Source organism: Paenarthrobacter sp. CAP02 (assembly GCF_040137855.1).
GTDB lineage: Bacteria > Actinomycetota > Actinomycetes > Actinomycetales > Micrococcaceae > Arthrobacter.
This window is the reverse complement of record NZ_JBEEII010000005.1, coordinates 169,089-191,705: the sequence shown is the minus strand read 5'-3', so window position 1 is coordinate 191,705 and position 22,617 is coordinate 169,089. Positions and strand designations below refer to the sequence as shown.

At 63.5% G+C, this 22,617-nt stretch carries 21 protein-coding genes; 5 read left to right on the top strand and 16 right to left on the bottom strand.

Going from position 1 to position 22,617, the window contains the following annotated elements:
- The first annotated feature begins 46 nt into the window (after positions 1-46).
- Positions 47-877, top strand: coding sequence for a class I SAM-dependent methyltransferase (locus ABHM97_RS10750; RefSeq protein WP_349470655.1), 831 nt, complete (start codon positions 47-49; stop codon positions 875-877).
- A 40-nt stretch (positions 878-917) separates the two neighbouring features.
- On the opposite strand, the gene ABHM97_RS10745 is transcribed toward ABHM97_RS10750, so the two are convergent.
- Positions 918-2,207 carry an amidohydrolase family protein gene (locus ABHM97_RS10745; protein WP_349470654.1) on the bottom strand — a complete coding sequence of 430 codons (1,290 nt, stop codon included), beginning with the start codon at positions 2,205-2,207 and terminating at the stop codon, positions 918-920.
- Between the two features lie 117 nt (positions 2,208-2,324).
- A complete protein-coding gene (locus tag ABHM97_RS10740; protein WP_235519892.1) occupies positions 2,325-2,939 on the bottom strand; it encodes a TetR/AcrR family transcriptional regulator in 615 nt (204 codons plus the stop codon).
- 300 nt (positions 2,940-3,239) lie between these two features.
- Between ABHM97_RS10740 and ABHM97_RS10735 the strand changes: the two genes are divergently transcribed.
- Positions 3,240-4,169: a cytochrome b/b6 domain-containing protein gene (locus ABHM97_RS10735; protein WP_349470653.1), complete on the top strand. Its 930-nt coding sequence runs from the start codon at positions 3,240-3,242 to the stop codon at positions 4,167-4,169.
- Positions 4,170-4,231: 62 nt separating this feature from the next.
- Here ABHM97_RS10735 and ABHM97_RS10730 read toward each other — a convergent pair whose 3' ends face one another.
- From ABHM97_RS10730 to ABHM97_RS10710, 5 genes are all read right to left on the bottom strand, one after another.
- Positions 4,232-5,068, bottom strand: coding sequence for a hydroxymethylpyrimidine/phosphomethylpyrimidine kinase (locus tag ABHM97_RS10730; protein ID WP_349470652.1), 837 nt, complete (start codon positions 5,066-5,068; stop codon positions 4,232-4,234).
- 43 nt (positions 5,069-5,111) lie between these two features.
- On the bottom strand, positions 5,112-6,104 hold the full coding sequence (locus ABHM97_RS10725) for a TAXI family TRAP transporter solute-binding subunit (protein WP_349470651.1): 993 nt from the start codon (positions 6,102-6,104) through the stop codon (positions 5,112-5,114).
- Complete coding sequence (locus ABHM97_RS10720; RefSeq protein ID WP_349470650.1) at positions 6,097-7,512, bottom strand: sensor histidine kinase; 1,416 nt, start codon at positions 7,510-7,512, stop codon at positions 6,097-6,099. The genes ABHM97_RS10725 and ABHM97_RS10720 overlap by 8 nt, the downstream gene beginning before the upstream one ends.
- Entirely contained in the window at positions 7,509-8,171 is a 663-nt protein-coding gene (locus tag ABHM97_RS10715) for a response regulator transcription factor (RefSeq protein WP_349470767.1), read from the bottom strand. Before ABHM97_RS10715 ends, ABHM97_RS10720 begins: the two co-directional genes overlap by 4 nt.
- 131 nt (positions 8,172-8,302) lie before the next feature.
- Positions 8,303-9,700: an MFS transporter gene (locus ABHM97_RS10710; RefSeq protein WP_349470649.1), complete on the bottom strand. Its 1,398-nt coding sequence runs from the start codon at positions 9,698-9,700 to the stop codon at positions 8,303-8,305.
- Between the two features lie 635 nt (positions 9,701-10,335).
- Between ABHM97_RS10710 and ABHM97_RS10705 the strand changes: the two genes are divergently transcribed.
- On the top strand, positions 10,336-11,046 hold the full coding sequence (locus tag ABHM97_RS10705) for a queuosine precursor transporter (RefSeq protein WP_235519902.1): 711 nt from the start codon (positions 10,336-10,338) through the stop codon (positions 11,044-11,046).
- A 22-nt stretch (positions 11,047-11,068) separates the two neighbouring features.
- Here the strand turns inward: ABHM97_RS10705 and tgt are convergent, their stop codons facing one another.
- The 4 genes from tgt to ABHM97_RS10685 form a co-directional block, all read right to left on the bottom strand.
- Positions 11,069-12,340 carry a tRNA guanosine(34) transglycosylase Tgt gene (gene tgt / locus ABHM97_RS10700; RefSeq protein WP_349470766.1) on the bottom strand — a complete coding sequence of 424 codons (1,272 nt, stop codon included), beginning with the start codon at positions 12,338-12,340 and terminating at the stop codon, positions 11,069-11,071.
- A 106-nt stretch (positions 12,341-12,446) separates the two neighbouring features.
- Positions 12,447-13,157: an SRPBCC family protein gene (locus tag ABHM97_RS10695; protein ID WP_235519904.1), complete on the bottom strand. Its 711-nt coding sequence runs from the start codon at positions 13,155-13,157 to the stop codon at positions 12,447-12,449.
- Between the two features lie 50 nt (positions 13,158-13,207).
- On the bottom strand, positions 13,208-14,209 hold the full coding sequence (locus ABHM97_RS10690) for a DUF6707 family protein (RefSeq protein WP_349470648.1): 1,002 nt from the start codon (positions 14,207-14,209) through the stop codon (positions 13,208-13,210).
- A gap of 73 nt (positions 14,210-14,282) precedes the next feature.
- On the bottom strand, positions 14,283-14,822 hold the full coding sequence (locus ABHM97_RS10685; protein WP_024819523.1) for an NUDIX hydrolase family protein: 540 nt from the start codon (positions 14,820-14,822) through the stop codon (positions 14,283-14,285).
- A gap of 242 nt (positions 14,823-15,064) precedes the next feature.
- On the opposite strand from ABHM97_RS10685, the gene ABHM97_RS10680 reads away from it, so the two are divergent.
- Positions 15,065-16,021, top strand: a complete 957-nt coding sequence (locus ABHM97_RS10680; protein WP_349470647.1) for a hypothetical protein — start codon at positions 15,065-15,067, stop codon at positions 16,019-16,021.
- A 24-nt stretch (positions 16,022-16,045) separates the two neighbouring features.
- Here ABHM97_RS10680 and ABHM97_RS10675 read toward each other — a convergent pair whose 3' ends face one another.
- Positions 16,046-16,750, bottom strand: coding sequence for a hypothetical protein (locus ABHM97_RS10675; protein ID WP_349470646.1), 705 nt, complete (start codon positions 16,748-16,750; stop codon positions 16,046-16,048).
- 50 nt (positions 16,751-16,800) lie between these two features.
- Between ABHM97_RS10675 and ABHM97_RS10670 the strand changes: the two genes are divergently transcribed.
- Complete coding sequence (locus ABHM97_RS10670) at positions 16,801-17,394, top strand: YdeI/OmpD-associated family protein (protein ID WP_257370446.1); 594 nt, start codon at positions 16,801-16,803, stop codon at positions 17,392-17,394.
- A 13-nt stretch (positions 17,395-17,407) separates the two neighbouring features.
- Here ABHM97_RS10670 and ABHM97_RS10665 read toward each other — a convergent pair whose 3' ends face one another.
- The 4 genes from ABHM97_RS10665 to ABHM97_RS10650 form a co-directional block, all read right to left on the bottom strand.
- Positions 17,408-18,574 (bottom strand): ABC transporter ATP-binding protein, encoded by a 1,167-nt coding sequence (locus ABHM97_RS10665; protein ID WP_257370445.1) that lies wholly within the window; start codon positions 18,572-18,574, stop codon positions 17,408-17,410.
- Positions 18,571-20,172, bottom strand: a complete 1,602-nt coding sequence (locus ABHM97_RS10660; RefSeq protein ID WP_349470645.1) for an ABC transporter permease — start codon at positions 20,170-20,172, stop codon at positions 18,571-18,573. Before ABHM97_RS10660 ends, ABHM97_RS10665 begins: the two co-directional genes overlap by 4 nt.
- Before the next feature lie 4 nt (positions 20,173-20,176).
- The gene (locus ABHM97_RS10655) at positions 20,177-21,226 is read right to left on the bottom strand and encodes an iron ABC transporter substrate-binding protein (RefSeq protein ID WP_235519915.1); all 1,050 of its coding nucleotides are present in this window, start codon (positions 21,224-21,226) and stop codon (positions 20,177-20,179) included.
- 153 nt (positions 21,227-21,379) lie between these two features.
- Entirely contained in the window at positions 21,380-22,567 is a 1,188-nt protein-coding gene (locus ABHM97_RS10650; RefSeq protein ID WP_349470644.1) for a glycoside hydrolase family 76 protein, read from the bottom strand.
- Positions 22,568-22,617 lie beyond the last annotated feature (50 nt).

Genomic DNA, 22,617 nt, shown 5'->3' with positions numbered 1-22,617 from the left:
AAGACCAAGCCGCCGCCCGTTAATGGAGTTTCAGTAGGGTGGATGGATGGCCTCATCCCATGACCCGCAGGTGCGGGCGTCCACTGTAAGAACCGGGGCGTGGATTGCAGCGGCGAGGGCGCTGGAAACTGCCCGCCCGGACCGGCTTTTCAACGACCCCTGGGCCGGGCTTCTGGCGGGCGAAAGCGGCAAAGCGGCTTTGAACGCCTCACCCTACAACCCGTTCCTGCCAGTCCGGACAAGGTATTTTGACGACCGCATTCTGGGCGCAGTGAGGGAGGAAACCCAAATTGTCCTGTTGGGCGCGGGCTTGGACACCAGGGCTTTCCGTCTTCCCCTCCCTGCTTCCTGCTTCGTGTTTGAGGTCGACTTTGCCGAGGCTTTCGCGGAGAAGGAAAGTGTCCTACAGTCCGTGTCGCCCGGATGTGCTCGACGTTGCGTCTTCGCGGACTTTTCCGGACCTTGGATCCAGGCCTTATTGGACGCGGGCTTCGAGCAGTCCATCCCTACGATCTGGGTTGCCGAAGGTCTCTTCTTTTATCTGACTCTTCCGGACGTTGAGTCTCTGGTCCGAGACACCGCGGCCTTGTCCTGTCAGGGGTCCACCTTTGTGGCGGATACCTTTGGAACCGGCCTGCTGGACTCGGAAAGCATGGCGCCGCTCGTAGCCCATCGCAAGAACGTTGGCCGGCCGCTGCCTTTCTGCACAGATACCCCGGAAACGCTGTTTTCAGGTGGAGGTTGGAAGAACACCTCTGTGGTTCAACCGGGTGAGCCACAAGCAAACTTCGGACGCCTCAGCGCGAAGCCCGGTGCCGTGGGTGCTGACGGACAGCCGAACAATCTCCGCACGTATTTGGTGACCGCGGCCCTGTGAGTCCTGCCCGGATAGCCATGAATGTGCAGCAAACCTGAGTTCAGGTTCGCGGCTTCGCCGCGTACGGGGTTCTTTTATCGCGTACTGCGGCAACAGCCTTGGCGACTTGGGCATCGAAGGCTGCGAGTTGTTCCCTTTCGACAGTACTGGCGGTGAACGCTCTGCGCTCGCAGGGTGTTCCACCGCGCCAGATTCGCTCAATGGAACGGGTTGCGGTGATGTCTGCCAGCGGGTTGTCGGAGACGAGGATCAAGTCCGCGCGCAGCCCGACGTCGACCCGCCCCCGATCGCCAAGGCCGAACACGCGCGCCGGTTCAGCGGTCGCCGCAGTCAGAGCTTGCGCGGGGCTCAGGCCGCACTGAACCAGCAGTTCCAACTCCCGATGCAGGCTTGCGCCGAAGACGGTGCCCGGATTCGGAGCGTCCGTTCCTGCCAGCAAAACGACTCCTGCCTCGGCGAGACGCCTCACGTTCCCCACGGCACGCGAATACGGCGGCAATATTCGGCCGGTGGTGACCTCGTGTCCGGCTTTGAGCCGACGCAGCCATTCATCACCGAGCGCATCAGCCAGGCGTGGATCTCCGGCTACAGCCAGACCCCCAGGTTCGCCCAAGGTGTTCTCGATGGTGGCCAGCGTCGGAGTGACAGCGATTCCTTGCCTGGCTATTCGTTCGATGAGCGCACCGTCCAGGTCGCCGTCGACGGGAACGTGTGCCAGCACGTCGATGCCAGCCGAGACGACCTCCTCAACACCGGCAAGCGAGTTCGCATGAGCGACGACGAGCAGTTCCCGGCTGCGCGCCGCAGCAACCAATGCCGTGATGGTTTGCGCATTCAACGACGGCCACAGGCCCCCGATCCCCGAAAATATCTTCAGGTAGTCCGCGCCCTCAGCCATACGTTCCGCAACGAAACTTTCTGCCTCATCAGCGGAACTAAGCGTTGGGAAGGGAGCGTACATCAGCGAGGGGTGTCCGCCTGGTGCCGTGGCGCCGATTCCCGAGGAACGCAGATCGGCAACGTTTGGCCGTGAACCGGCCTCATGCTTGGATGCTGCTATCAGCTCGGGTTTGCTGAACATGTCCAGAACGGTGGTGACGCCGAAAGTCAATGATTGAGCCAATGCCCCGGGAGCGATGTGAACGTGAGAGTCAATCAGTCCAGGCAGCACAGTTCCGCCTGCTGCGTCGATCACGTCGTCGCCCTCTCGGATCGCAGGCGCTGCCGAGCATTCAGTGATCAGGCCATCAACAAACCGGATAGACGTCCATTCCCGAAGCGTCGTTCCGTCGAACACCTTGGCGTTGACGATTGCAGTACCCCTGGACACGGCATCCTCCCGCCTACTTGCCGCCCGTAGTTCGGAACGACCACTCCCTCACTGGAGTTCGGCTCAGTTTAGTCATCCAGGCGACAGAAACCGACGAAGATCAACGGCTGGAGCGAGCTAGCCGACCAGTCGCTGCACCAGCACCGCCGCAGCTTCAACCACGGCGTCGGCCTCACGCTTGGTGGCGCTCAGGGCAACTTCCTGTCCGGACACCGTGATTATGTCCGTGATCACCGCAACGGTCAGCCTGCCGAGCGTGTCATCGCTGGTGCCGAGGAGCACCGAGTTCTGCCGGACCCATTCCCGTCCACGTTCCCGCCGGAGCACTTCGAAGCCCGGGGGAGTGTCGCCCTCGATGAACACACGTTCCAGTTCCCGGTGCTTCCACGTGTAGTCGAAGTAGCTGCGGCTGCCCACGTTGAACAGTGTCAGGGGATCGTCCTCGCCGGCCTTCCTTGCTTTCGCTACGGCGGCTGCGACGAGTCGTTCGTGTTCGTTCTGGTAGTCGTTCCAGAGGGCGAGGAAGAGCTCGGTCTTTCCGCCGAAGTGGTGGTAAAGGCTGCCCACACTTGATCCGGCCCGGGCCACGATGTCCGTGATGCCAGCGTCGGTGAAGCCGTGTTCGATGAAGACCCCGGCTGCGGCATCCAACAAGTTGCGCTGGGTGGCCGCCGTGCGGGTCCATTGCCACGAGCCCGCGTTACTGGCAACGTCGGACGTCTTGCGAACCATGCAGGGCTCCTTCCCGGGCAGGACGGACACCGGAGTGTCGAGCAGCTATTTTTTGGAATCCTATCGCCGAAAGAATCCACATAGCCAGCAGCCAGCCTTGACTGGCCACTAAAACACGGGAAATAATTCTGGAAGTCTGTTCTAGAAATACACATTGCGGCATGTATCCGAATGCTGCGATTTTTGACGTCGGACGCCCCGAAACCCGGGTGCCGTTTTCACCGTCGGGCTGCAACTGGTTGAATCGCTATATAGCGCCAACTGGTCGCAGCCAAACAAGCCAGAGAGGAACGCGGCCTGATGTCCGTTTCAAGCAAGTCGTCCGGGATCACGTCGAACAGGTGGTTCAAACCCGTCGCCGTCACCGCAGGAGCTTTGGTGGTGGCGCTGATCCTGGTCCTGGTAGCACAGTGGCTCCGGACCCTTCAGCCGGTCCAGCAATTCCTGACGGACTACCCCGGGCATTCGGCGATCCCTGAAGGTACTCCTACCGGGTTCCCTGCCTGGCTTAACTGGACGCACTTCCTCAACATGTTCTTCCTCGTCCTGATCATCCGGTCGGGCTGGCAGGTGCGCACCACCACGCGGCCCGCGGGCTACTGGACCAGGAACAACAAGGGCTTCATCAAAACCAAGAACCCGCCGACAAAAATCAGCCTGGACCTCTGGTTCCACCTCACGCTGGACGCGCTGTGGGTCTTGAACGGCATCATCTTCATCGTGCTGCTCTTCGCCACCGGCCAGTGGTTGAGGATCGTCCCCACCAGTTGGGACGTCTTCCCCAACGCCGTCTCCGCCGGCCTGCAGTACGCCTCGCTGAACTGGCCCGTTGAAAACGGCTGGAACAACTACAACAGCCTCCAGCTCCTGACCTACTTCGTCACGGTGTTCATTGCGGCCCCGCTCGCCATCATCACCGGCATCCGGATGTCCGGCGCATGGCCCAAGAAAGCTGCGATCAACAAGTACTACCCGATCGAGCTGGCCCGCAAGATCCACTTCCCGGTGATGATCTACTTCGTTGCCTTCGTGATCGTCCACGTAACCCTGGTGCTGGCCACTGGCGCGCTGAACAACCTGAACCACATGTACGCGTCCAACAACGATTACAGCTGGTGGGGCTTCGGAATCTTCGCGGCTTCCATCGTCTTTACGGCGGCGGCCTGGTTCCTGGCCCGCCCACTGTTCCTGCGTCCCATCGCCTCACTCATGGGCAAGGTCTCACGCTAAAGCTCACGCAAAAAGCAGCAGCCGCCTCGGAACACTCCGAGGCGGCTGCTTTCGTATAGGTGTTAGGACAGCGCCCCACCCTGCCACAGAGCGTCAAAGGGAGCGCCCGAGGATACTCGGTTCTTGATACCCTCGGTCACGAAGGCCTTGGCAGTGCGTGCGGCTTCCAGCGGTGTGGCACCCTTCGCCAGCTCTGCGGTTACGGCCGCGGCCAGCGAGCAGCCCGCACCTGAGACAGCAACATCGCCCACCTTCGGAGCGCGCAGGACTTCCAGCGTCTCGCCGTCGTAATAGACGTCGACGGCGTCCGAGCCTTCCAGCCGCACCCCGCCCTTGGCGAGGACTGCCGCGCCGCTGATCTCGTGAATGCGGATGGCAGCAGCCTTAAGGGATTCTTCGTCGGTAATCGTGAGCCCGGACAAGGACTCGGCTTCGAAGTGGTTCGGCGTGACGAAAGTAGCCAGCGGCAGGATCTGGGCCTTCAGCGCCTGGTCGGTGTCCAGGGCGTGGCCCGGCTCCTGGCCTTTGCAGATCAAAACAGGATCCAAAACCACATTCGCGAAAGCGCCGTCCGTCAGCGCCTTTTCCACCGTGCTGATGGTCGCCGGGCTGCCGAGCATGCCGATCTTCACGGTGTCCAAAACGGAAGGCGCGCCGGAAGCGGCACCATAGGCCGCCGTCGTGGCTTCAAGTTGGTCCGCGATGACCTGCTGGTCCACAGGGACAAAGCGGTGGTTCCAGTTGTCCTGCGGGTTGAAGGAAACGATGCACGTGAGGTTCGCGATCCCGAACACTCCGAGCTCCTGGAAGGTCTTGAGGTCCGCTTGGGCGCCGGCGCCACCGGTCGCTTCGGAACCGGCGATGGTTAGTGCAATAGCGGGAGCAGCGGCAGATGTCATGTGTCCATTTTGGCAGTTGCTCCGGTCCCGCTCCTAAACGGGCCTAGCCGTGCAGGGCCCGGTAGGCGGCCTCCGCGGCGGGATGCAAGGGCACGCCGGCGGTGTTAACCAGTGTTTCCGGGCTGAGGAATTGCACTCCGGTGCTCGACTTCGGAACCAACTCCTGGGCTTGTTCCACCAACAGTTCCACGGTCTGACGAACAATGTTGTCGGCGAGATCCCTGCGGCAGAGGAGGAGGTTGGCGACGCCGACCGTCCACACAGCGGGCGCGTCACCATAACTGTACGTGGGTATAAGGACGCGGTCGTAGAACGGTCCAAATTGCGAGCGCGTTGCGTTGATGAGCTCGGCCAGGTCCACCAGGCGCAGGCCCACGTCCTTGGCGGTGGCGGTGATCGCGGCGGTGGGAACGCCTCCGGACCAGAACAGTGCATCGATGGTCCGGGCCTGGAGCGCCGCGAGCCCCTGGTTCAACCCCAGGTTCACTTGCGTGAGTGGCGGACCGGCTTTCGCGGACGACAGGTTCGACGCCGCGATGATTCTGGGAGCCGTCAGGGATGTCCCCGACCCCACCTCGCCCACGCCCACGGTTTTGCCCGCGAGGTCGGCGAAATTCCGGATGCCGCTGTCCTTCCGCACGATGCAGTGGACGTAGTTCTGGTAGACCTTGCCGAGAGCCACGAGATCTGCAGGCTCGGGCGGCCGATCGCCGCGGCTCGACTGCTGGGCGGCCGCGTCCGCGAGCGCGACGGCGAATGTCGCCTCCCCGGCCACCACCCGCCTGATGTTCTCCAGGCTCCCGCCGGTAACTACAGGTTCCGCGGTTTCGGCCACGCCTTCTTTTTGCAGCAAGGATGCGAGCAAAGTGGCGAACTCCAGGTAGAAGCCGCCCGCTTCACCGCCGGCCACTGTCAGTTTCCGGGGGCGTTCGTCCGGGGTGCAGGCCGCTGTTGCGGGGAGGAAAAGGCCTGCCACGCCAACGGACAGTCCGGCTTTGAGCACAGACCGCCGGGGCATCACCTTCGATTCAGGCATTCGGGCTGTCCTCCGGTGTCGCGAACTCGAGCCGGGCCGTCAGCCCTTGGGGATCGCGAGGCTCGATGACGAGCCGGCCGCCGTTTGCTTGGGCCAGCCGGTCCACGATGGTCATGCCCAGTCCGTTGCCGGGAATCGTGCTGTGCTGCGGCGCACGCCAGAACCTGGTGGTGGAAGCGGCACGCTGCTCCGCCGGGAGGCCGGGGCCGTCGTCGGAAATTACGACGGCGGTCCCTCCTGCCGCCTGCCGCGTACCCACCGTGATGGTGGCCCCGGGGGCGTACTTGATGGCGTTGGCAATGAGTTCTCCCACCATGTGCGCAAGTTCGTCGGGGTCGCAGCTGATCTGGTTACCATGTGCGGGGCCCTCCAACATCAGCCGGGATCCGGCCCGTTGAGCGGCTGGCCCGGCGCGCTCCACTTCTCCCTGCAGAATGGGGAAGGGATCGATGATGGCTTGGCGCTGGTGCTCTGCGGGTTGGCCGTGGCGGGTAGTCCCCTCGAAGGCGCGATGTTCAGCGGTAGCCAGCTTCAGCACGCCGTCGAGCATTTCCTCCACCCGCTCAAGTTCCGCCACGACGCCGGCTGCCGCAGCCTTTTCGGACTGTCCTTTGAGTTCCAGCTGCAGCAAATCGATCCGCAGCCGAAGCGCCCCGACAGGGTTTCGGAGTTGATGGGACGTGTCTGCGATCAGCCGGCGCTGGGACTCCATACGCTCCGTGACGGTGTCCGCCATTGCGGTGAAGGAGCGGCTGAGTTCGCGCAGTTCGGGCGGTCCGGCGTCGGGGAGCTGGCTTGTTTTGCCCGTGGTTTCGAGCTCGTGGACTGCCTTGCTGAGCCGACTGACCGGACGCAGGACCCACCCGGTGATCCGCGCTGCGGCGAGCAGGAGCAAGGCCCCGAAGGCAACCGCCGCGAATCCGACCACGAGCCAGCGCTCCCGCAGCTTTTGCCGGGCGGCATCGAGATTGACTTCCAGGACGGCCTCGCCGAGCACTTGGCTGGCCGTACCGAAGGACCTGGAAATGACGTCTCCGCCGGAGCCGAAAGCGCGGACGGGATTCAACGTGGTATCGCTGAGGTTGAGGCTCGCCCGGTTCAGCGCATCCTGGACGTCGGCGCGGTCTTCGCTGAGTCCGCCGGAACGGACGGTTCTTTCCTGGAGCCGGATCAGGATACCTTCGCCGTAGAGCTCGGAGTAGCGGTCCATTTCACGCTGCAGCTGGGTGGTGTCTTTTTCTTGGGCGGCGTCGTTGGCCAATTGCGCGAAACGGTTGAGCGCGGCGACGCGGTTGATCTGAAGTTCCTGGGTGAGCTCCCGGCTGGCCGAGGTCAGGATCACGCTGGAGACCGTCACCACGATGATTACCACCAGCAGGCTCAGGATGCTGAGAACACGGACTTTCACGGTTGCTCTACCCGGTAGCCGACGCCCCGGACATTGATGATGAATCCGGGCAACTGGAGCTTGGACCTCAGGCCTGTGAGGTGAACGTCCAAGGATCTGGAATGCGTGACGAACGCGTCGCCCCACAGTGCGTCCAGGATCTGCTCGCGCGTCACCACCGAACCCGCGTTCCTGACAAGGAGGCCGAGGAGGTCGAACTCGGTTGCCGTCAGGGCGAGCTTCCGTTCGCCGACGGCGGCCACGCGGCGGTCGAGGTCGACCTCGAGTTCGCCGAGCACGATTGCGTGCGGAGCTTCCTGTCCGCCGCGGTTGGTGCGCCGGGTGACAGCTTCGATCCTGGCCAGCAATTCGACCAGCTTCACGGGTTTGACCAGGTAGTCATCGGCACCCGAACGGAGACCCAGGACCACGCTTCGCTCGTCATCCCGGGCCGTCAGGATGAGGATCGGAACTGCGCTCACCTGGCGCAGCTTACGCAGCACATCCAAACCATCCATGTCCGGGAGCCCCAGGTCCAGCAGGATCACCTCGTGCTGCCTGTGCGCCAGCAACGCATCCTCCCCGCGGGAAACCCGGGTGTGCTTGTGCCCTGCCGAGGCAACTGCTGCACTCAAGGCCGACGCCATGGCGTCGTCATCCTCGACGATGAGCACGTGCACTGTCATGGTCCTTTGGATTGGGGCTGGTTCGCTGTTGGCTGGTTCGCTACTAGAGCTTAACGTTGTGAGGCCCGTTCTGCGCCCTTCGGAGTATCCAAGGTGCGCAGAACGGGCCCCACAAGGCAGGTAGGTCAGGCCTCGACGCGATCCTTCGTGCCGTCGTCGTCCTTCGCGGAGCCCTTCGCCACGAACGCGTGGCCCTGCTCCGTATCCAAGTGCGTGGACGTCTTGTTCTTCAGCGCGAAGATGTACACCAGCAGGGAGATGAAAATCGCCGCCGTGACGTACGTGAAGAACAGATCCACCTGATCCGATTTCTGCAAAGCTGCCCCGATCAGCGGGACCGTGCCGCCGAACAGAGAGTTGGCGATGGCGTAACCGAGCCCCACCCCGAGGGCCCGGATCGACGCCGGGAACAGTTCAGCCTTCACCAGTGCATTGATGGAGGTGTAGCCGCCAACTATGAGCAGGCCGCCCATCATCAGCAGGAACGCCATGAACGGATCCTTGGTGCCGGCGAGCGTGGAGAGCAGCGGCCAGGTGAACAAGACACCGGTCACGCCGAACCAGATCAGCAGGGGCTTGCGGCCGATCTTGTCGGAGATGATGCCGTACACGGGCTGGAGGAGCATGAAGATGAACAATGCCCAGAAGTTGATCACGGAGGTGTCCGTCTTGGGGATCCCGGACGTATCGTTCATGAACTTCAGGATGAAGTTGGTGTACGTGTAGAACGCCACGGTGCCGCCCAAAGTGATACCGATGCAAATCAGTAGCGGCTTCCAGTGCTTGGTGAGCAGCAGCTTCATGGTGCCAGGCTGGGCCTCGCCCTCAACCTTGACGTGTGCGGCACGAAGCTGATCGGAAGAGAGCGTCTCTTCCATCGAACGGCGGAGCCAGAGAACAACCAGCGCGGCGACGCCACCGATGGCGAACGGGATACGCCAACCCCACTCCGTCAGGTCTTCCTTGCTCATGGTGTTTTGCAGGATCACCAACACCAGGAGTGCCAGCATCTGGCCGCCGATCAGCGTCACGTACTGGAAGCTGGAGAAGAAGCCGCGGCGCTTCGCCGTCGCTGCCTCGGACATGTAGGTGGCGCTGGTGCCGTACTCGCCTCCAACAGAGAAGCCCTGCACCATGCGGATGAACACCAGTAAAATCATGGCCCACAAGCCGATGACCTGCTGTGTTGGCATGATCGCGATCGCGAATGAGCCAGCGGACATCATGGTCACGCTCAGCGTCAGCGCCGCCTTGCGGCCCTTCCGGTCGGCGTACCGGCCGAAGAACCAGCTGCCGATGGGACGCATGATGAACGACGTCGAGAACACCGCCATCGCTTCCAGGCCGGCTTGCAGATCATCGGAGGAATTGAAGAAATGCGACTGAAAATACGCCGCGAACGCCGTGTAGACGTAGACGTCGAACCACTCCACGAGGTTGCCCGCGGAGCCCTTGAGGATATTGCTGACTGCCTTGCGTGTCTGGGCGGCTTCGCTCAGAGGTGCAGCTTGCTGGGTGCTCATCAATGAACCTTCCTGGACGGCGGCGTTTTGCTGCGGCCGTGTCTTGCCTGAGTTCGTTCTGTCCATGAAGCTCGTGCTCATGGCGTCCTTGCGCATGGCTCTTCGTTGACTAAGAAAGGTCCTCCAGGGTGAAGAGGACGTATTCCAAACTATGGGTGATGCACGGCACAGCCATAGCCCGCGGGGCATTTCCTAACACTTCCTTAGGAATCGGGCTGCGTGGCTTGGTGTGGGGACGGCAGCCCGACGGCGGCTGCTCACCTATCGACGCTCTCTCACGTTCCTCCCGGTTGAGGCGGACGCTCTCTCACATTCCTCCCGGTTGTGGCGGACGCTCTCTCACATTCCTCCCGGTTGAGGCGGACGCTCTCTCACATCCCTCCCGGTTGTGGCGCCGGGGGACAGCGGGTGTGAGTGAGGGTTGGTGGGAAGGGGGTGGGTTGTGAGTGAGGGTTGGGGGGGGAAGGGGGTGGGGTGTGAGTGAGGGTTGGTGGGAAGGGGGTGGGATGTGAGAGAGGATCGGCGGTGGGACAATGGAACCGGTGCCGGGCCAGATGCCCCACCACCACAGTGCTAATACAGCGGGGCAGCCAGAATGCGGCGGCCTGCGCGAACCACTACGAAATGGATGACCCATGCCCTCGCCCTCCGGCTCCAGCACGCTGAGCAAGCCTGCACCCCGCTTCGCCTCGATCGGTTCCCCGTACTTCGGCATCATGTTGGCCGTCATGGCCGTGGTGCTGATCCTGTCCAACATCGGCGCTTCCAAGGGTGTGGAGCTCGGGCCGATCATCACTGATGGAGGGTTCTTCCTCTTCCCGTTGGCCTACATCCTGGGCGACGTCATGAGCGAGGTCTACGGCTTCAAAGTGGCCCGCAAAGCCATCGTCACCTCGTTTGCCCTAAGTGTGTTCGCCTCTCTTTGCTACTGGGTGATCATCATCCTGCCCGGTTTCAATGATGACTACGGAACCGCCAAGCAGGCCGCCATCGAGGGCGCTCTGGGTCCGGTTCCGCAGATCGTCCTTGCCTCCCTGCTCGCCTTCCTGGCGGGACAGACCATCAACTCCTGGATCCTGGTGAAGATGAAGCAGCGCACGGGCGAGAAATCCCTGTGGGCACGCCTCATGGGTTCTTCCGTGGTGGGCGAATTCGTCGACACCCTGATCTTCTGCAGCATCGCGGCATCCGTCATCGGGATCTCGGACGCTGGCTCGTTCGTCAACTACGTCCTGGTGGGCTTCGTCTACAAGACCGCCGTCGAGTTCCTGTTCGTTCCAATCACGGTGCTGGTTGTTGGCTGGATCAAGAAGCGCGAGCCCAGCTACGGCGCAGTCGCAGCCTAGGACCAGGGCCTAGGACCAGGGCCTAGGAGTAGTACCGGCCCAGCGTCTCTGCCTTGAACTCAAAGAAGTCCCCGGATTCGATGGCCAAACGGGCATCGTCCACCATCTTCACCACGAAGCGTTCGTTGTGGATGGAGATCAGCGTTGCGGAGAGCATCTCCTTGGCCTTGAACAGGTGGTGGATGTACGCGCGTGAGTAGTTCTGGCACGTGTAGCAGTCGCAGCCGTCCTGCAAGGGCCCGAAATCGGCTTTGTATTTAGCCCCCGACAAATTGAACCGGCCAAAGGGTGTGTAGAACGCTGAGTTCCTGGCAACGCGCGTGGGGGAGACACAGTCGAACGTGTCGGCTCCGTTCTCGATGGCAGTGAAGATGTCGTCGGGTTCGGAGATGCCGAGCAGGTGCCGGGGCTTGTCCTCGGGCAGTTCCTCGTTGCACCAGCGCACAATGGTGCCCAGGTTTTCCTTCTCCAACGCTCCGCCGATCCCGTATCCGTCAAAGGGCATGGCACCGAGATCCTGGCAGGCTTTGCGGCGCAGGTCCTCGTATTGGGCTCCCTGAATCACTCCGAACAAGGCCTGGTACGGCTTGCCCACGCGGGAAGAAGTCAAGGACGCGTGTTCCTCGAGGCACCGCAGCGCCCACAAACGGGTGCGTTCCAGGGACTCCACCTGGTAGGCCCTGGAATTCTGCAGCGTCGTGAGCTCGTCGAAGGCGAACATGATGTCCGCGCCGATCTTGTGTTGGACCTGCATGGAGATCTCAGGGGAGAAGCGGTGCCGGTCACCGTTCAGGTGCGATTTGAACCAGACGCCGTCATCGTCGATGTGTGCCAGCCGTTCCTTGCCCGGTGCTACGGCGTCATCAGGGCCGGACGAATCGACGTTCTTCATGTCGATGACCTTCTTGAACCCCGAGCCCAGGCTCATCACCTGGAACCCTCCGGAGTCGGTGAAGGTGGGCCCTGACCAGTTCATGAACGCACCCAGCCCGCCGGCGGCGTCGAGGATTTCGGGCCCGGGCTGCAGGTACAGGTGGTAGGCGTTGGCCAGGACCGCCTGCGCGCCAAACCCGGCGATCGACTCCGGCAGCACGGCCTTGACGGTCGCTTTGGTTCCGACGGCGATGAACGCGGGCGTCTGGATGGTTCCGTGCGGCGTGGTGATGGTTCCTGTCCGGCCAAGGAAAGCGCCGCCGTTGGCGTCCACTTGGGCGTCCGACGGCGAGCATGTTTCAGTCAGGCGGGTGCCCACCGTGAACGAGAACTCGGATTGCCGGGCGGACAACCCCGGCAGGTCAGGCAGGGAAGTAGCCGGGGAGGAAACTGACGCGGTAACGGGAACGGAAGCTGGCACCTACCTAGTGTGCCAGCTTTACCGGTGGTACCCAGCGGAGAGTGCCCTACGACCCGTAGTTCTCCGCCTTCCAGTTGTCCCATGAGGACCGGATGTCAGCCAACGTGTGGGCCCCCAGATCGTACGTGGAGGCAATTACCATGGACCCGCCGTCGGGCCTTTTCTCCGGGATCGGCAACTGCTCGGCGACGATCAGCAGCCCGTCCCCGTGTTCGGCGTAGCTGTGGACGGTGAGGCCAACCTGGTGCCGGCTCTTGAACCAGACTTTGCCGGAGATCTTCTCGCCGGTAGCAAGGGTGAGCGAGTACTCCTCCCCAACGGGCGGCAGGTCCCCCAGCCCCAACTTCTCGATGGCCGGTCCGCCCTTGCCGGGAAGGGAGACGAAGTGGGTTCGCCGGTGTCCGTGCGGATGGCGTTCAAGGGCAAAACGCAGTTGGTGGAGGAAGGTGAGCCAGCCCTGGGTGATGTCCTCGTCCCAGTCCGCCCACTCCGAATCGTGGTCCAGGGCAACCCTGGTGATCCGCACTTCCGTTCCGCCCGAGACAGGGTGGAGTTCAAAGATGTCGCCGCCGTTGACGGTCAGGCTCGTGTGATCGGGCCCTTCCACGACGTCGGTGTTGAAGTAGATCTGTTTGATTTCATCGCTCAGGTCCTCGGCCTCCCAGCCGTGCCATTGGGCGACCAGCGACGGTTCACGCAGCATTGTCCAAACCTGCTGCGCATCGGCATTAACCACAACGCTCAGATTGTTCGTCATGGCCCCGAATCTACCGCCGTTCGCCCCGGCATAACAGGCCCCGGGACCTGTTAGGCCCGCACCGATTCCAGTTCGTTGCCGATCCGCCGGGCCAGTTCGTCCTCGCCGATGGTCTTGGAACCGCCGTGGGCACGCAGGAACATGAGGGCTTCCAGGCGCAGGAAACGCCATTCGCGCTCGGCCTCGTGGTTGCCGTTGTCGATCGCGCGGAAGATTTCCTTGTCGTAGAGGTTGGGTTCGTTGAGCGAACGCTGGCGGACCCTGGCATTGATCCGGGCTTTGAAGGGGTCTTCCTCCTGGGATTCGGGCGCGCGGAGCAGTTTTTCGTAGACGGCTGCCCGTTCGGACTGGCCGGCCTCGCGGCAGATGAAACTGGACAGCGCCAGGGCGCGTTCGATCGACGCCCACCGGTCCAGGTTCCCGTCGAAAGGCAGGACGTTCAGCAGGTCCGCGACCGCCAGCGCATGGTCCGGATCGCGGAGCACGATGCACAGATCGAAGGCGAGGTCGCTCAGGTCCCGGAGGCAGCTTCCGGACTTGGTGTTGATGCCCTTCGCCAGCCGTTCGGCCAGCACCTGGACACCGTTCTTGCCCTTGTGCTGGGCGGCCGCGGCCCGCACCACCGCTTCGGGAGTGCCGTCCGGTTCGGGGATCAGTGCGAGTTCTTCGGCGCTGGGCCCGGTGTACGTGGGCGGGGTTTCGGGGCGGGGAGGAACGACGACGGCGGGCCCAGCGGGCGCTTCGGTGTCGGGTTCTGCGGGGGTGCTGGAGTCCGGTTCGGCTTGGTCCGGCGCGTCGACTGACGCTTCAGCACCAGGGCCGGCAGGAACTCCGTCACCCACGGGGACACTGGACCCGACAGCGACACTGATGCTGCCGCCGTCGACCGTTGTCACCAGCAGCAGCGCGGGCACGCCGTAATCGTCGTTCTTCACCTCGACGGCGCGGATTTCGGCGGCTGGACCGTCGCCGGGCGGGAACACAAAATCTCCGGGCTGCAGGTCCCCAGCCTGCTTTTCTTTGTACTGCTGTGTGGCTGGGCTGTGAGTCATCGGAAGTCCTTTGGTTCTCTTGGGGTCCGCCGTCCAGTCTACAAAGACCGGCCGGCACAGGGGCCGGGACCCGCTAGAGGACGATGCCCGAGAAAGCCAGTGCCTGCCGCACGAGGTTGCCCCGGCCGCCGTCGAATTCCTGCTGGACGTTCTCGCTCAGCACCTCTTGCGGCGTCATCCACGTCAGTTCCAGTGCGTCCTGGCGCGGTTCGCATTCGCCGGTCACCGGTATGACGTAGGCCAGGGATACAGCGTGCTGGCGGTCGTCCGTGAAACCCGTTTGCGAGGGTGCGGGGAAGTATTCGGCCACGGTGAAGGGGACGGGACTGATGGGGAGTTGCGGGAACGCCAGGGGACCGAGGTCCTTTTCCATGTGCCGCAGGAGGGCTGCCCGGATGGTCTCGCGGTAGAGGACGCGGCCCGAAACGAGGTACCGGACCATGTTGCCATCGGCGTCGCCCTGCAGGAGCGTGCCGACTTCGTTCACATACCCGAGCGGATCCAACCTGACCGGAACGGCCTCCACGTAAACCATGGGGAGGCGGCCGCGGGCTTCGAAGAGGTCTTCATCTGAAAGCCAGCCTGGATACGGGTCGGGTGTACGTACGCTCATGGTTAAGTTCTACCCCATCACCGGTGCAAGTTCCGTGGAGGCCCTGCCGGGCACGGGGCCGTTACGCTCTCGGCTGTATTCGGGGACGGGGGATTGACTCCTGCATTTGCCGGGCCGATTCGCTGCGCATTGCCGTTTTCGAAATATTGTTTGCCCGCTGTGTAACCGGCAGACCAGACCCGGAAACAACATGTTCGAGCAAGCAAATCTGCTCATGACTCCGTGGGGGAAGGAACCCAGAAATGAACTACCGACGAACCGGACACGCCAAGTACGCCACCCTTGTATCGCTGGCTTTGGCGTTGACGCTTACTGCTTGCACCCCGTCGTCGCCCGAGGCCGACCGCGCGCCAACGGAGCGTCCTGCCGCGTCCGTGCAGGAAGTGCTCGCGTCCCCGCAGGAAGTGCTCGCTGCGCCGGTGGCCGAGGTCGATGCCCCGGTGGCGGACCCCGATCCCGTAGCCCCCATCCCAGTCGTCGAGCCTGCCCCGCTGGTGGTTCCAGCGCCCGTGGAGGTTCCTGTTGTCGCCGAGCCTGTGACAGAGGCACCCGCCCCAGCACCCACGGAATCCGTTGAGCCCACACCCGCGGTGACGGCCCCGGAACCTGTGGTGACCCCGATTACCCCTCTTGAGCCCTCAACGCCGCATGTATCTCCCAACTACCCGGAAATCGGGACTTACACCTTCCCGGACGGGCACATCTCCTTCGAGGTACCGTCCGGTTGGGGAATGCAAGCCGAAGTTCCGGTTGTTGCGCCCGGGGACGACTACCCTTACGACGACCACTTCGCCATTGCCCACATCTTCGATGAAAACGGGCACAACGTGGTGGACATAACCAGCGGAGGTGTCGGGGGAGTGGTGGCCGGGCCCGTCAACCGCACCATTCTGGACTCGCAGAAGCTCACCTCTTTTGATGATCGGGACGGGGCATCCTACTTTGCGGTTTTCCGGGACGTTTATCCCTTCGACACCGCGGAAACCAGGTTCTTCGTGGGCATCGTCCCGGAAATGCTGATGACCGAAGGTCCCGACAGCACCTCTGCTGCAAGCTTCCTGATCATGGGCAACGGCGCTGCCACCGCCCAGGTGAATATCGACCCGAACATGACGCAGGAGGCCGCGGAGGCCTGGATGCAGTCAGGGCAGTACGGCAAGCTCAAGGCACTGCTGACCAGCCTCCGGTACGCACAGTAAGCCCCATGCGGGTGCCCGTTCCCTTCAGGCGGGCACCCGTTCCACCACTATCGACGCCGGTGCCGCCCCGCCAGCGGCATCGGGGTTGGCGACGTACAGGATGCCTTCGCTGATCCGGGCCTCAACCCCCGCCTGGGTGAGCTGTGCAAGCAACGGGTCAAGCCCGGCGTCGTACTTAAAAGCGAGTACCCCGTTGCCAGCGTCAGCACCGTGAATGACCTGGAGTATGCCGCCGTTCTTGGTGTTGAAGGTCGCTGATTCGTCATCCGCGCTCCGGGGCTTTGCCCCGATGCCGCGGAGTACGTTGGCGGACATTTCCACCAAGGGGCTAACCCAGCTGGCCACCACGGCCAGGGCGGGGTCGGCGTCGGGGGACGTCGCCCAACTGCCATCGGCCGCCCGTGTCGCGGGGAATGCGAAGAACTCGAAACCGTCGTCTGCGCTAATGCGTGCGGTGGTGGCTTCCGGGGTTTCGTGAACCTCGGCCTGGGTGCCGGTTTCCTCGGTACGGCGTACGAACTCGTCCACGTCCCCCACTTCGACGCTGAAGAGCGTGGAGCCATCCAAGGGGTGGCCGTGCTCCACATGCCCCAGCGCCAGGCGACCCGAACCGGCGTCGAACTCCTGCCACTCGTCGTCGTCGACCGTCTTCACCAAACCCAGCGCTTCCAGGATGGTGGTCCAGTCTTTCGGGCGGGAGGTGTAGTGGATGGGGCGGGCTCGCAACATGGGGTCTCCTGGTGGGTTTCGGGATCCTTCTCCAAGCCTATGCTGGGGCCATGCCCATTGAATTGGAAGAACTACTGGTCAAAGACGCCGACGAGTGGCGTGCGTGGCTGGCCGACCATGCCGGGGAAAGCGCCGGCGTGTGGCTGATTCTGCATAAGAAGGGTGGCAACGTCACCGAACTGGACTACGACGCTGCGCTGGACGAAGCCTTGTGCTTTGGCTGGATCGATGGCCAGTCCAGGAGCCGCGACGCCGAAAGCTACTTCCAGCGTATGACGCCCCGGGGTCGCCGCAGCATCTGGTCCGCGCGGAACGTGGGGCACATTGCCCGGCTCGAATCGGAAGGCAAGATGACCGACGCCGGCCGTTCCGCCGTCGAGGCCGCAAAGGCGGACGGCCGCTGGGAGGCAGCTTACGCGGGTCCGGCCGATTCGGTGGTGCCCGCTGATTTGGCGGCGGCGATCGCAGCCGTGCCGGAGGCGCAGGCCATGTTTGACGTCCTGACATCGCAGAACCGCTTCGCCCTCATCCACCGCACCAACCTGGTCAAAAGGGCGGACACGCGGGAGCGGAAGATCGCCGGTTTCGTGGAGATGCTGGCCCGCCACGAGGCGCCGTACCCGCAGAAGAAACGGCCCTCTTAGGTTCCGGAGCGGGTCAGGATTCGAAGGGGAAAGCCACGCCCTCGCCAACCACGCGCAGGCACAGTTCCGTGCCCGGCTTGGTGATGGAGGCGTTCCAGTGCCGGATGGTAATGACTTCGCCGCCCCCAGGGTAGCGGTAGCTGTTGCCCGAAGCGCTGCCGTCCGGTGCCCTGTACTCGCCGAGTTTGATACGGACAGTGGTCTCCGGGCCGAAATAGTCCGTGTCCACCACCACGCCGCGGATCGGGCCGTCGGACGCGATCCGGATCTGCTCCGGCCGCAGCATGAGCTGGACTTTGCCTTGGGCCGGTGGCCGCCGGACGGGGATCCCGCCCAGCGAACAGGTCGCCAACGAGCCTTCCATCCATGCATCCAGGATGACGGCGTCGCCCAGGAACTCGGCGGTGGCGCGGTCAGCCGGGCGGGTGTAGACGACGAACGGGTTTCCGATCTGGGCCAGTTTCCCGCCCCGCATGATGGCTACCTGGTCGGCGAAGGACAACGCCTCCGCTTGGTCGTGGGTCACCAGGATGGTGGTTACTCCCGCAGCATTGAGCACCTTGGCCACGGCCCTGCGGGTGGCGACGCGCAGGCCGGCGTCCAGGGCTGAGAACGGCTCGTCCAGCAGCATCAGCTCAGGTTCCCGCGCCAGCGCACGGGCGAGGGCGACGCGTTGTTGCTGCCCGCCGGACAGCTGATGCGGACGCCGCTTGGCCATGGACGCGTCAAGGGACACCATCTCCAGCAGCTCCTGGACACGGGCGCGCACGCCGCGGCGGCCGCCGTCGAGCTTTCCCGCATCCAGTCCGAAGGCCACGTTCTGCCCCACCGTCAGGTGCGGAAAAAGAGCTCCGTCCTGGGCCACGTAGCCCACCTGCCGCTTGTGCGCCGGGACCCAGAGGCCCTGGCCCGCCACTGGTGAGCCGTTGAGGCTGATGGTCCCGGTATCGGGATGTTCGAACCCGGCTATCAGGCGCAGCAGGGTGGTCTTGCCCGACCCTGACGGCCCCACGATAGCGGTGGTGCCGCCCTTGGCCACCGACAAGTTGACGCCCTTCAGGACAGCCTGGGAACCAAAGTTCTTGGTCACTTCGGCGATGTCCAGGTGGGCGTTCGTGGTGGGGGCCACGGACGGTGCTACCCGGGGTGCAGGAAGCCTGGAGGGGGATTGTTCGGTCACTGTCCGGCTACTTTCTTGGACTGTTGGAAAAGCAAGTACGTCATGGGGGCCGAGAGCAGGATCATCAGGAGGGCGTAGGGGGCGGCGCCTGCGTAGTCGATCTCGCTGCTCTTGCTCCAGAACTCCGTGGCCAGCGTCCGGGTGCCGTTCGGCGAGAGCAGCAGCGTGGCGGTGAGTTCGTTGACGATGGCAAGGAATACCAGCGCCGCACCACCTGCCGCGGCCGGAGCTGTCAGCCGCAACGTGACCCGGAAGAAGGAGGTCAATGGGGCCTTGCCCAGTGATTGGGCGGCCTCGTCGAGTTCCTTGGGCGCCTGGGCCAGACCAGAGCGGATGTTGACCAACGCCCGCGGAAGGAAGAGCAGGACATAGGCTGCGATCAGCACACCGGCCGTCTGGTAAACACCGGGGACCACCCGAATGCTGACGGTAACGAAGGCCAGCCCCACCACGATGCCGGGGAGCGAACTGGTGACGTAGTTGGAGAGTTCCAACATCTTGCTGAACCAGCTGGGTCGCCTCACCGCGAGGTACGCCATGGGGAACGCCACCACAGTGGTGACCACAGCGCCCGCCGCCCCGTACAGAAGGGTCTGGACGAGTGCCGGCATGAACTCCTCAGCTGCCCACACCTCCGTGCCCCCGGCAAACAGCCACTTCAGCACGAACCACAGGGGCAGGCCGAACGCCAAGGCTGTCAGGGCCAGGAGTGCCAGCTGCGCGGGGACCTGGGAAACGCCAAGGGGCAGCCTGGTGGCTTTGGCTTGTGCACCGGATCCGATGCGCGCGTAACGGGCGTTGCCGCGGCTCCTGACTTCGGCCAGCAGCAGGATCAGGCAAAGGAACACGAGGACGCTGGCCAACATGTTTCCCGCAGTCCCGTTGAACGTTGACTGGAACTGGACCATGATGGCGGTGGTGAAGGTGTCGAAGCGGATCATGGCAAAGGCACCGTATTCAGCCAGCAAATGCAAGGAAACCAGCAAAGCGCCGCCGGTCATGGCGATACGCAGTTGCGGCAGCACCACCCGGAAAAAGACGGCCCACGAGCCCAGCCCCAACGAGGCCGCGGATTGTTCAATGGCCGGATCCAAGCGGCCCAAGGTGGCTGCTGCGGGGATGTAGACCAACGGGAAATAGGAGAGCGTGGCAATCAGGACACCGGACCCGAGGCCCCCCATCGACGGAACAGCGGACACCCACGAGTAGCTGTTCACGAACGCCGGAATGGCCAGGGGTGCCGCCAATGCAACTGCCCACCAACGGTGTCCGCGCAGCTGGGTCCGTTCCACCAACCAGGCCCCGCCCACGCCCAGGACCAAGCACAGCGGCACCGTGAACACCGTCAGCAGGACAGTGTTCAGCAGCAGCTCACCCACCCTCGGACGCACGATGAGGCTGACCGCCGTCTCCCATCCGGTGGTGGCCGTCATGTACACCACATAGCCCAGCGGAATCAGGGAAAACAGGGCGATGAGCACGGCCAACAGGGACACTGTTGAAACGCCGAAAGGCGGGCGGGGGCGCTTGCCCCTGCCCGCCGTCGTCGTGCTTCCCTGGGAACGTGGAACGTTGGAAGCCGATAGATCAGTGGTCACAGAACTAGAGGAGTCCTGCCTTGGTCATCAGGTCGGTGACCTTGGTGGAGTTCAGCTTGGCCGGGTCCACGGTCGGAGCCTGCAGTTCCTTGATGGGAACCAGCTTGGCGTTGGAATCAACCTGCGAGGCAACGGCGTACTCGAAGGACGTGCCATCCTTGAGGATTTCCTGGCCCTTCTTGCCGGTAATGAACTTCAGGAACGCCTGTGCGTCGGCGGCCTTCTTGGAGGACTTGAGGACGCCGCCGCCGGACACGGAAACGAACGCGCCCGGGTCCTGGTTCTTGAAGTAGAACGGCGTGACATTCTTGGAGTTCTCGCCGGTCTTGGCCTGGTCACCGTAGTAGTAGTAGTGGTAGATCAGCGCAGCATCCACTTCGCCGGCGTTGACGGCCTTCATGGCGGTGCTGTTGCCCTTGTAAGCCTTGAAGTTCTCCTTCATGCCCTTGAGCCATTCCTCAGTGGCGGCTTCGCCCTTGAGTTCCAGCAGGGCGGAGACGATCGCCTGGAAGTCGGCACCGGAAGGCGATGCGGCCCACTTGCCCTTCCACTCAGGCTTGGCCAGGTCCAGCATGGACTTGGGCAGCTTGTCTTCGCTGATCTTGTTCTTGTCGTACACCAGCACGGTGGAACGGGCGGCGATGCCTGTCCACTTGCCCGTGGAGGGGCGGAATTCTGCGGGAACCTGGTCCAGGGTGGCCTTGTCTACGTCGGCGAACAGGCCCGCGTTCTCAACCTGCGCCATTGCAGGGGAGTTCTCGGTGAGGAACACGTCGGCCGGTGAGGCTGCGCCTTCCTGGACAATCTGGTTGGACATTTCGGTGTCGTCGCCCTGGCGGACGGTGACCTTGATGCCGGTTTCCTTGGTGAAAGCGTCAATCCATTCCTTGGTGAGGCTTTCGTGCTGGGCGTTATAGACCGTGATCCCGTCGCCAGCAGCGGCTGGTTCGGAGGAGTTCGGAGCTGTGCTGGCGTTGGAGCCGCAGGCGCTGAGGCCAAGTGCGGCCGACGCGAGGAGCGCGATTCCCGCCAGGGCTTTCTTGGGAAAGTTCATGAGGGCTTCTTTCTTGGAACACGACACGGAGTCAATGGAGTGGGGTTTGGCCCGTGCTGGCAGGAAGGTTGGGGTTCCTGCTCTAAAAAGGGTAGGTTAGCCAACCCTTCTTAACACCATCCAGAGCGGTAAATGTGACAGGGGTCACCACAATTACGGAAGTATTGCGTGCCGTAATTGTTGGGGAAGCGTGGCGGCGGCCTCAAAAGCCATCCACGCCTGCAGTTGCGTGGAAAGCTCGACGGCGGTACCTGGGGGATATGTTTCACCCGCCGGCCGCAGGGGATCGAAGGAGAACAGTGGGGATAGAGGGTGTTCCCGCCCCTCGGTTCGGCCTGTCCAGAACGCCTCTGCCGTATCCCGGACCAAGTATGCCGCGGCCGTCCTGGTGGGTTCCGGCAGCCGTTCATCGCGGGCAGCCAAGGCGAGATAACGCAGCAGGATGCCGGTGAACAAGCCGCCGTCGCCGGTTCCGTCGCCGCGGACCACGCTGGTGCCCGGCAGGGTCAGTTCGCGGGCGACAGCGGCCACCAGTGCGGTGGCCCTGCCGAGGTTGTGCTCGCCACCGAGCTCCAGCAAAGCGCCCAGCACCGGGCCTTGGTTGTAGGTGTACACGGCGTCATCGATCTGAATCCCGCCGTTCGCAGGCCGCAGGCCATCCAGGAAGATGCCGCGTTCGGGATGGAGCAGTTTGCCGTCGAGCCAGTCCACCAGGGCTTGGGCTTTGCTGCGGTGGCCGGTCCGGGAGTAGTAAAGGGCAACCGGCGCCGTGGCAGGGGTGTTCTTGAAGTCCCGCTTGGTGCTCCAGAAGGTGCCGCCCCCAAAGTCGTCGGTGGATGCGGAATCGAACTGCGGGGTCAGTCGCTTGCGGACTACGGCGTTGCGGCGCCGCCCCGAATTTGCTGACTCTTCCGCGAGCTTGTCGAGTCGGAGGGTGGCAAGTGCCAGCCACGCCATGTCGTCGTAGTAGTGGTTCTCGAAACGCAGCAGGTTCCTCAATCGGATGGTGGTGACCAGCCGCGAAGCCAACCTTCCGGCGCTCGGGCGGGACGCGCCGTCGAACTTCACCTTGGTGGCCAACTCGCGGCGACCGGCATCCACCAGGCAGTCGACGTAATGTGCCTGCCACCAGTAATGCCATGGCCCCAGGCGGCTCTTCAGGCTGCGCTTCAGGCCGGCAGTGGGAAGGCTTACCGCCGCGATGTGGGTGCCGGGCAGGAAGAGCAGCCGGCGGCCGAAACCGTGAGTGACCGATCGTGCCGCCTGGTCTGCGCGAGCAGCCCACTCCGTTGCGTCCGCGGTGGAAGCAGCAGGGCTGTCCGGGGTCTCGTGCGTTGGCATGCCACCAGCCTAGCGGGACGGCCCAAGGTGCGCTGGATCACAATTCCAGT

Excerpts from the sequence above, each read along its gene's own strand:
- ABHM97_RS10750 (WP_349470655.1), top strand. The coding sequence starts at position 47 with ATGGCCTCATCCCATGACCCGCAGGTGCGGGCGTCCACTGTAAGAACC.
- ABHM97_RS10740 (WP_235519892.1), bottom strand. The coding sequence starts at position 2,939 with ATGGTTCGCAAGACGTCCGACGTTGCCAGTAACGCGGGCTCGTGGCAA.
- ABHM97_RS10735 (WP_349470653.1), top strand. The coding sequence starts at position 3,240 with ATGTCCGTTTCAAGCAAGTCGTCCGGGATCACGTCGAACAGGTGGTTC.
- ABHM97_RS10730 (WP_349470652.1), bottom strand. The coding sequence starts at position 5,068 with ATGACATCTGCCGCTGCTCCCGCTATTGCACTAACCATCGCCGGTTCC.
- ABHM97_RS10725 (WP_349470651.1), bottom strand. The coding sequence starts at position 6,104 with ATGCCTGAATCGAAGGTGATGCCCCGGCGGTCTGTGCTCAAAGCCGGA.
- ABHM97_RS10710 (WP_349470649.1), bottom strand. The coding sequence starts at position 9,700 with ATGAGCACCCAGCAAGCTGCACCTCTGAGCGAAGCCGCCCAGACACGC.
- ABHM97_RS10705 (WP_235519902.1), top strand. The coding sequence starts at position 10,336 with ATGCCCTCGCCCTCCGGCTCCAGCACGCTGAGCAAGCCTGCACCCCGC.
- ABHM97_RS10695 (WP_235519904.1), bottom strand. The coding sequence starts at position 13,157 with ATGACGAACAATCTGAGCGTTGTGGTTAATGCCGATGCGCAGCAGGTT.
- ABHM97_RS10690 (WP_349470648.1), bottom strand. The coding sequence starts at position 14,209 with ATGACTCACAGCCCAGCCACACAGCAGTACAAAGAAAAGCAGGCTGGG.
- ABHM97_RS10685 (WP_024819523.1), bottom strand. The coding sequence starts at position 14,822 with ATGAGCGTACGTACACCCGACCCGTATCCAGGCTGGCTTTCAGATGAA.
- ABHM97_RS10680 (WP_349470647.1), top strand. The coding sequence starts at position 15,065 with ATGAACTACCGACGAACCGGACACGCCAAGTACGCCACCCTTGTATCG.
- ABHM97_RS10675 (WP_349470646.1), bottom strand. The coding sequence starts at position 16,750 with ATGTTGCGAGCCCGCCCCATCCACTACACCTCCCGCCCGAAAGACTGG.
- ABHM97_RS10670 (WP_257370446.1), top strand. The coding sequence starts at position 16,801 with ATGCCCATTGAATTGGAAGAACTACTGGTCAAAGACGCCGACGAGTGG.
- ABHM97_RS10655 (WP_235519915.1), bottom strand. The coding sequence starts at position 21,226 with ATGAACTTTCCCAAGAAAGCCCTGGCGGGAATCGCGCTCCTCGCGTCG.
- ABHM97_RS10650 (WP_349470644.1), bottom strand. The coding sequence starts at position 22,567 with ATGCCAACGCACGAGACCCCGGACAGCCCTGCTGCTTCCACCGCGGAC.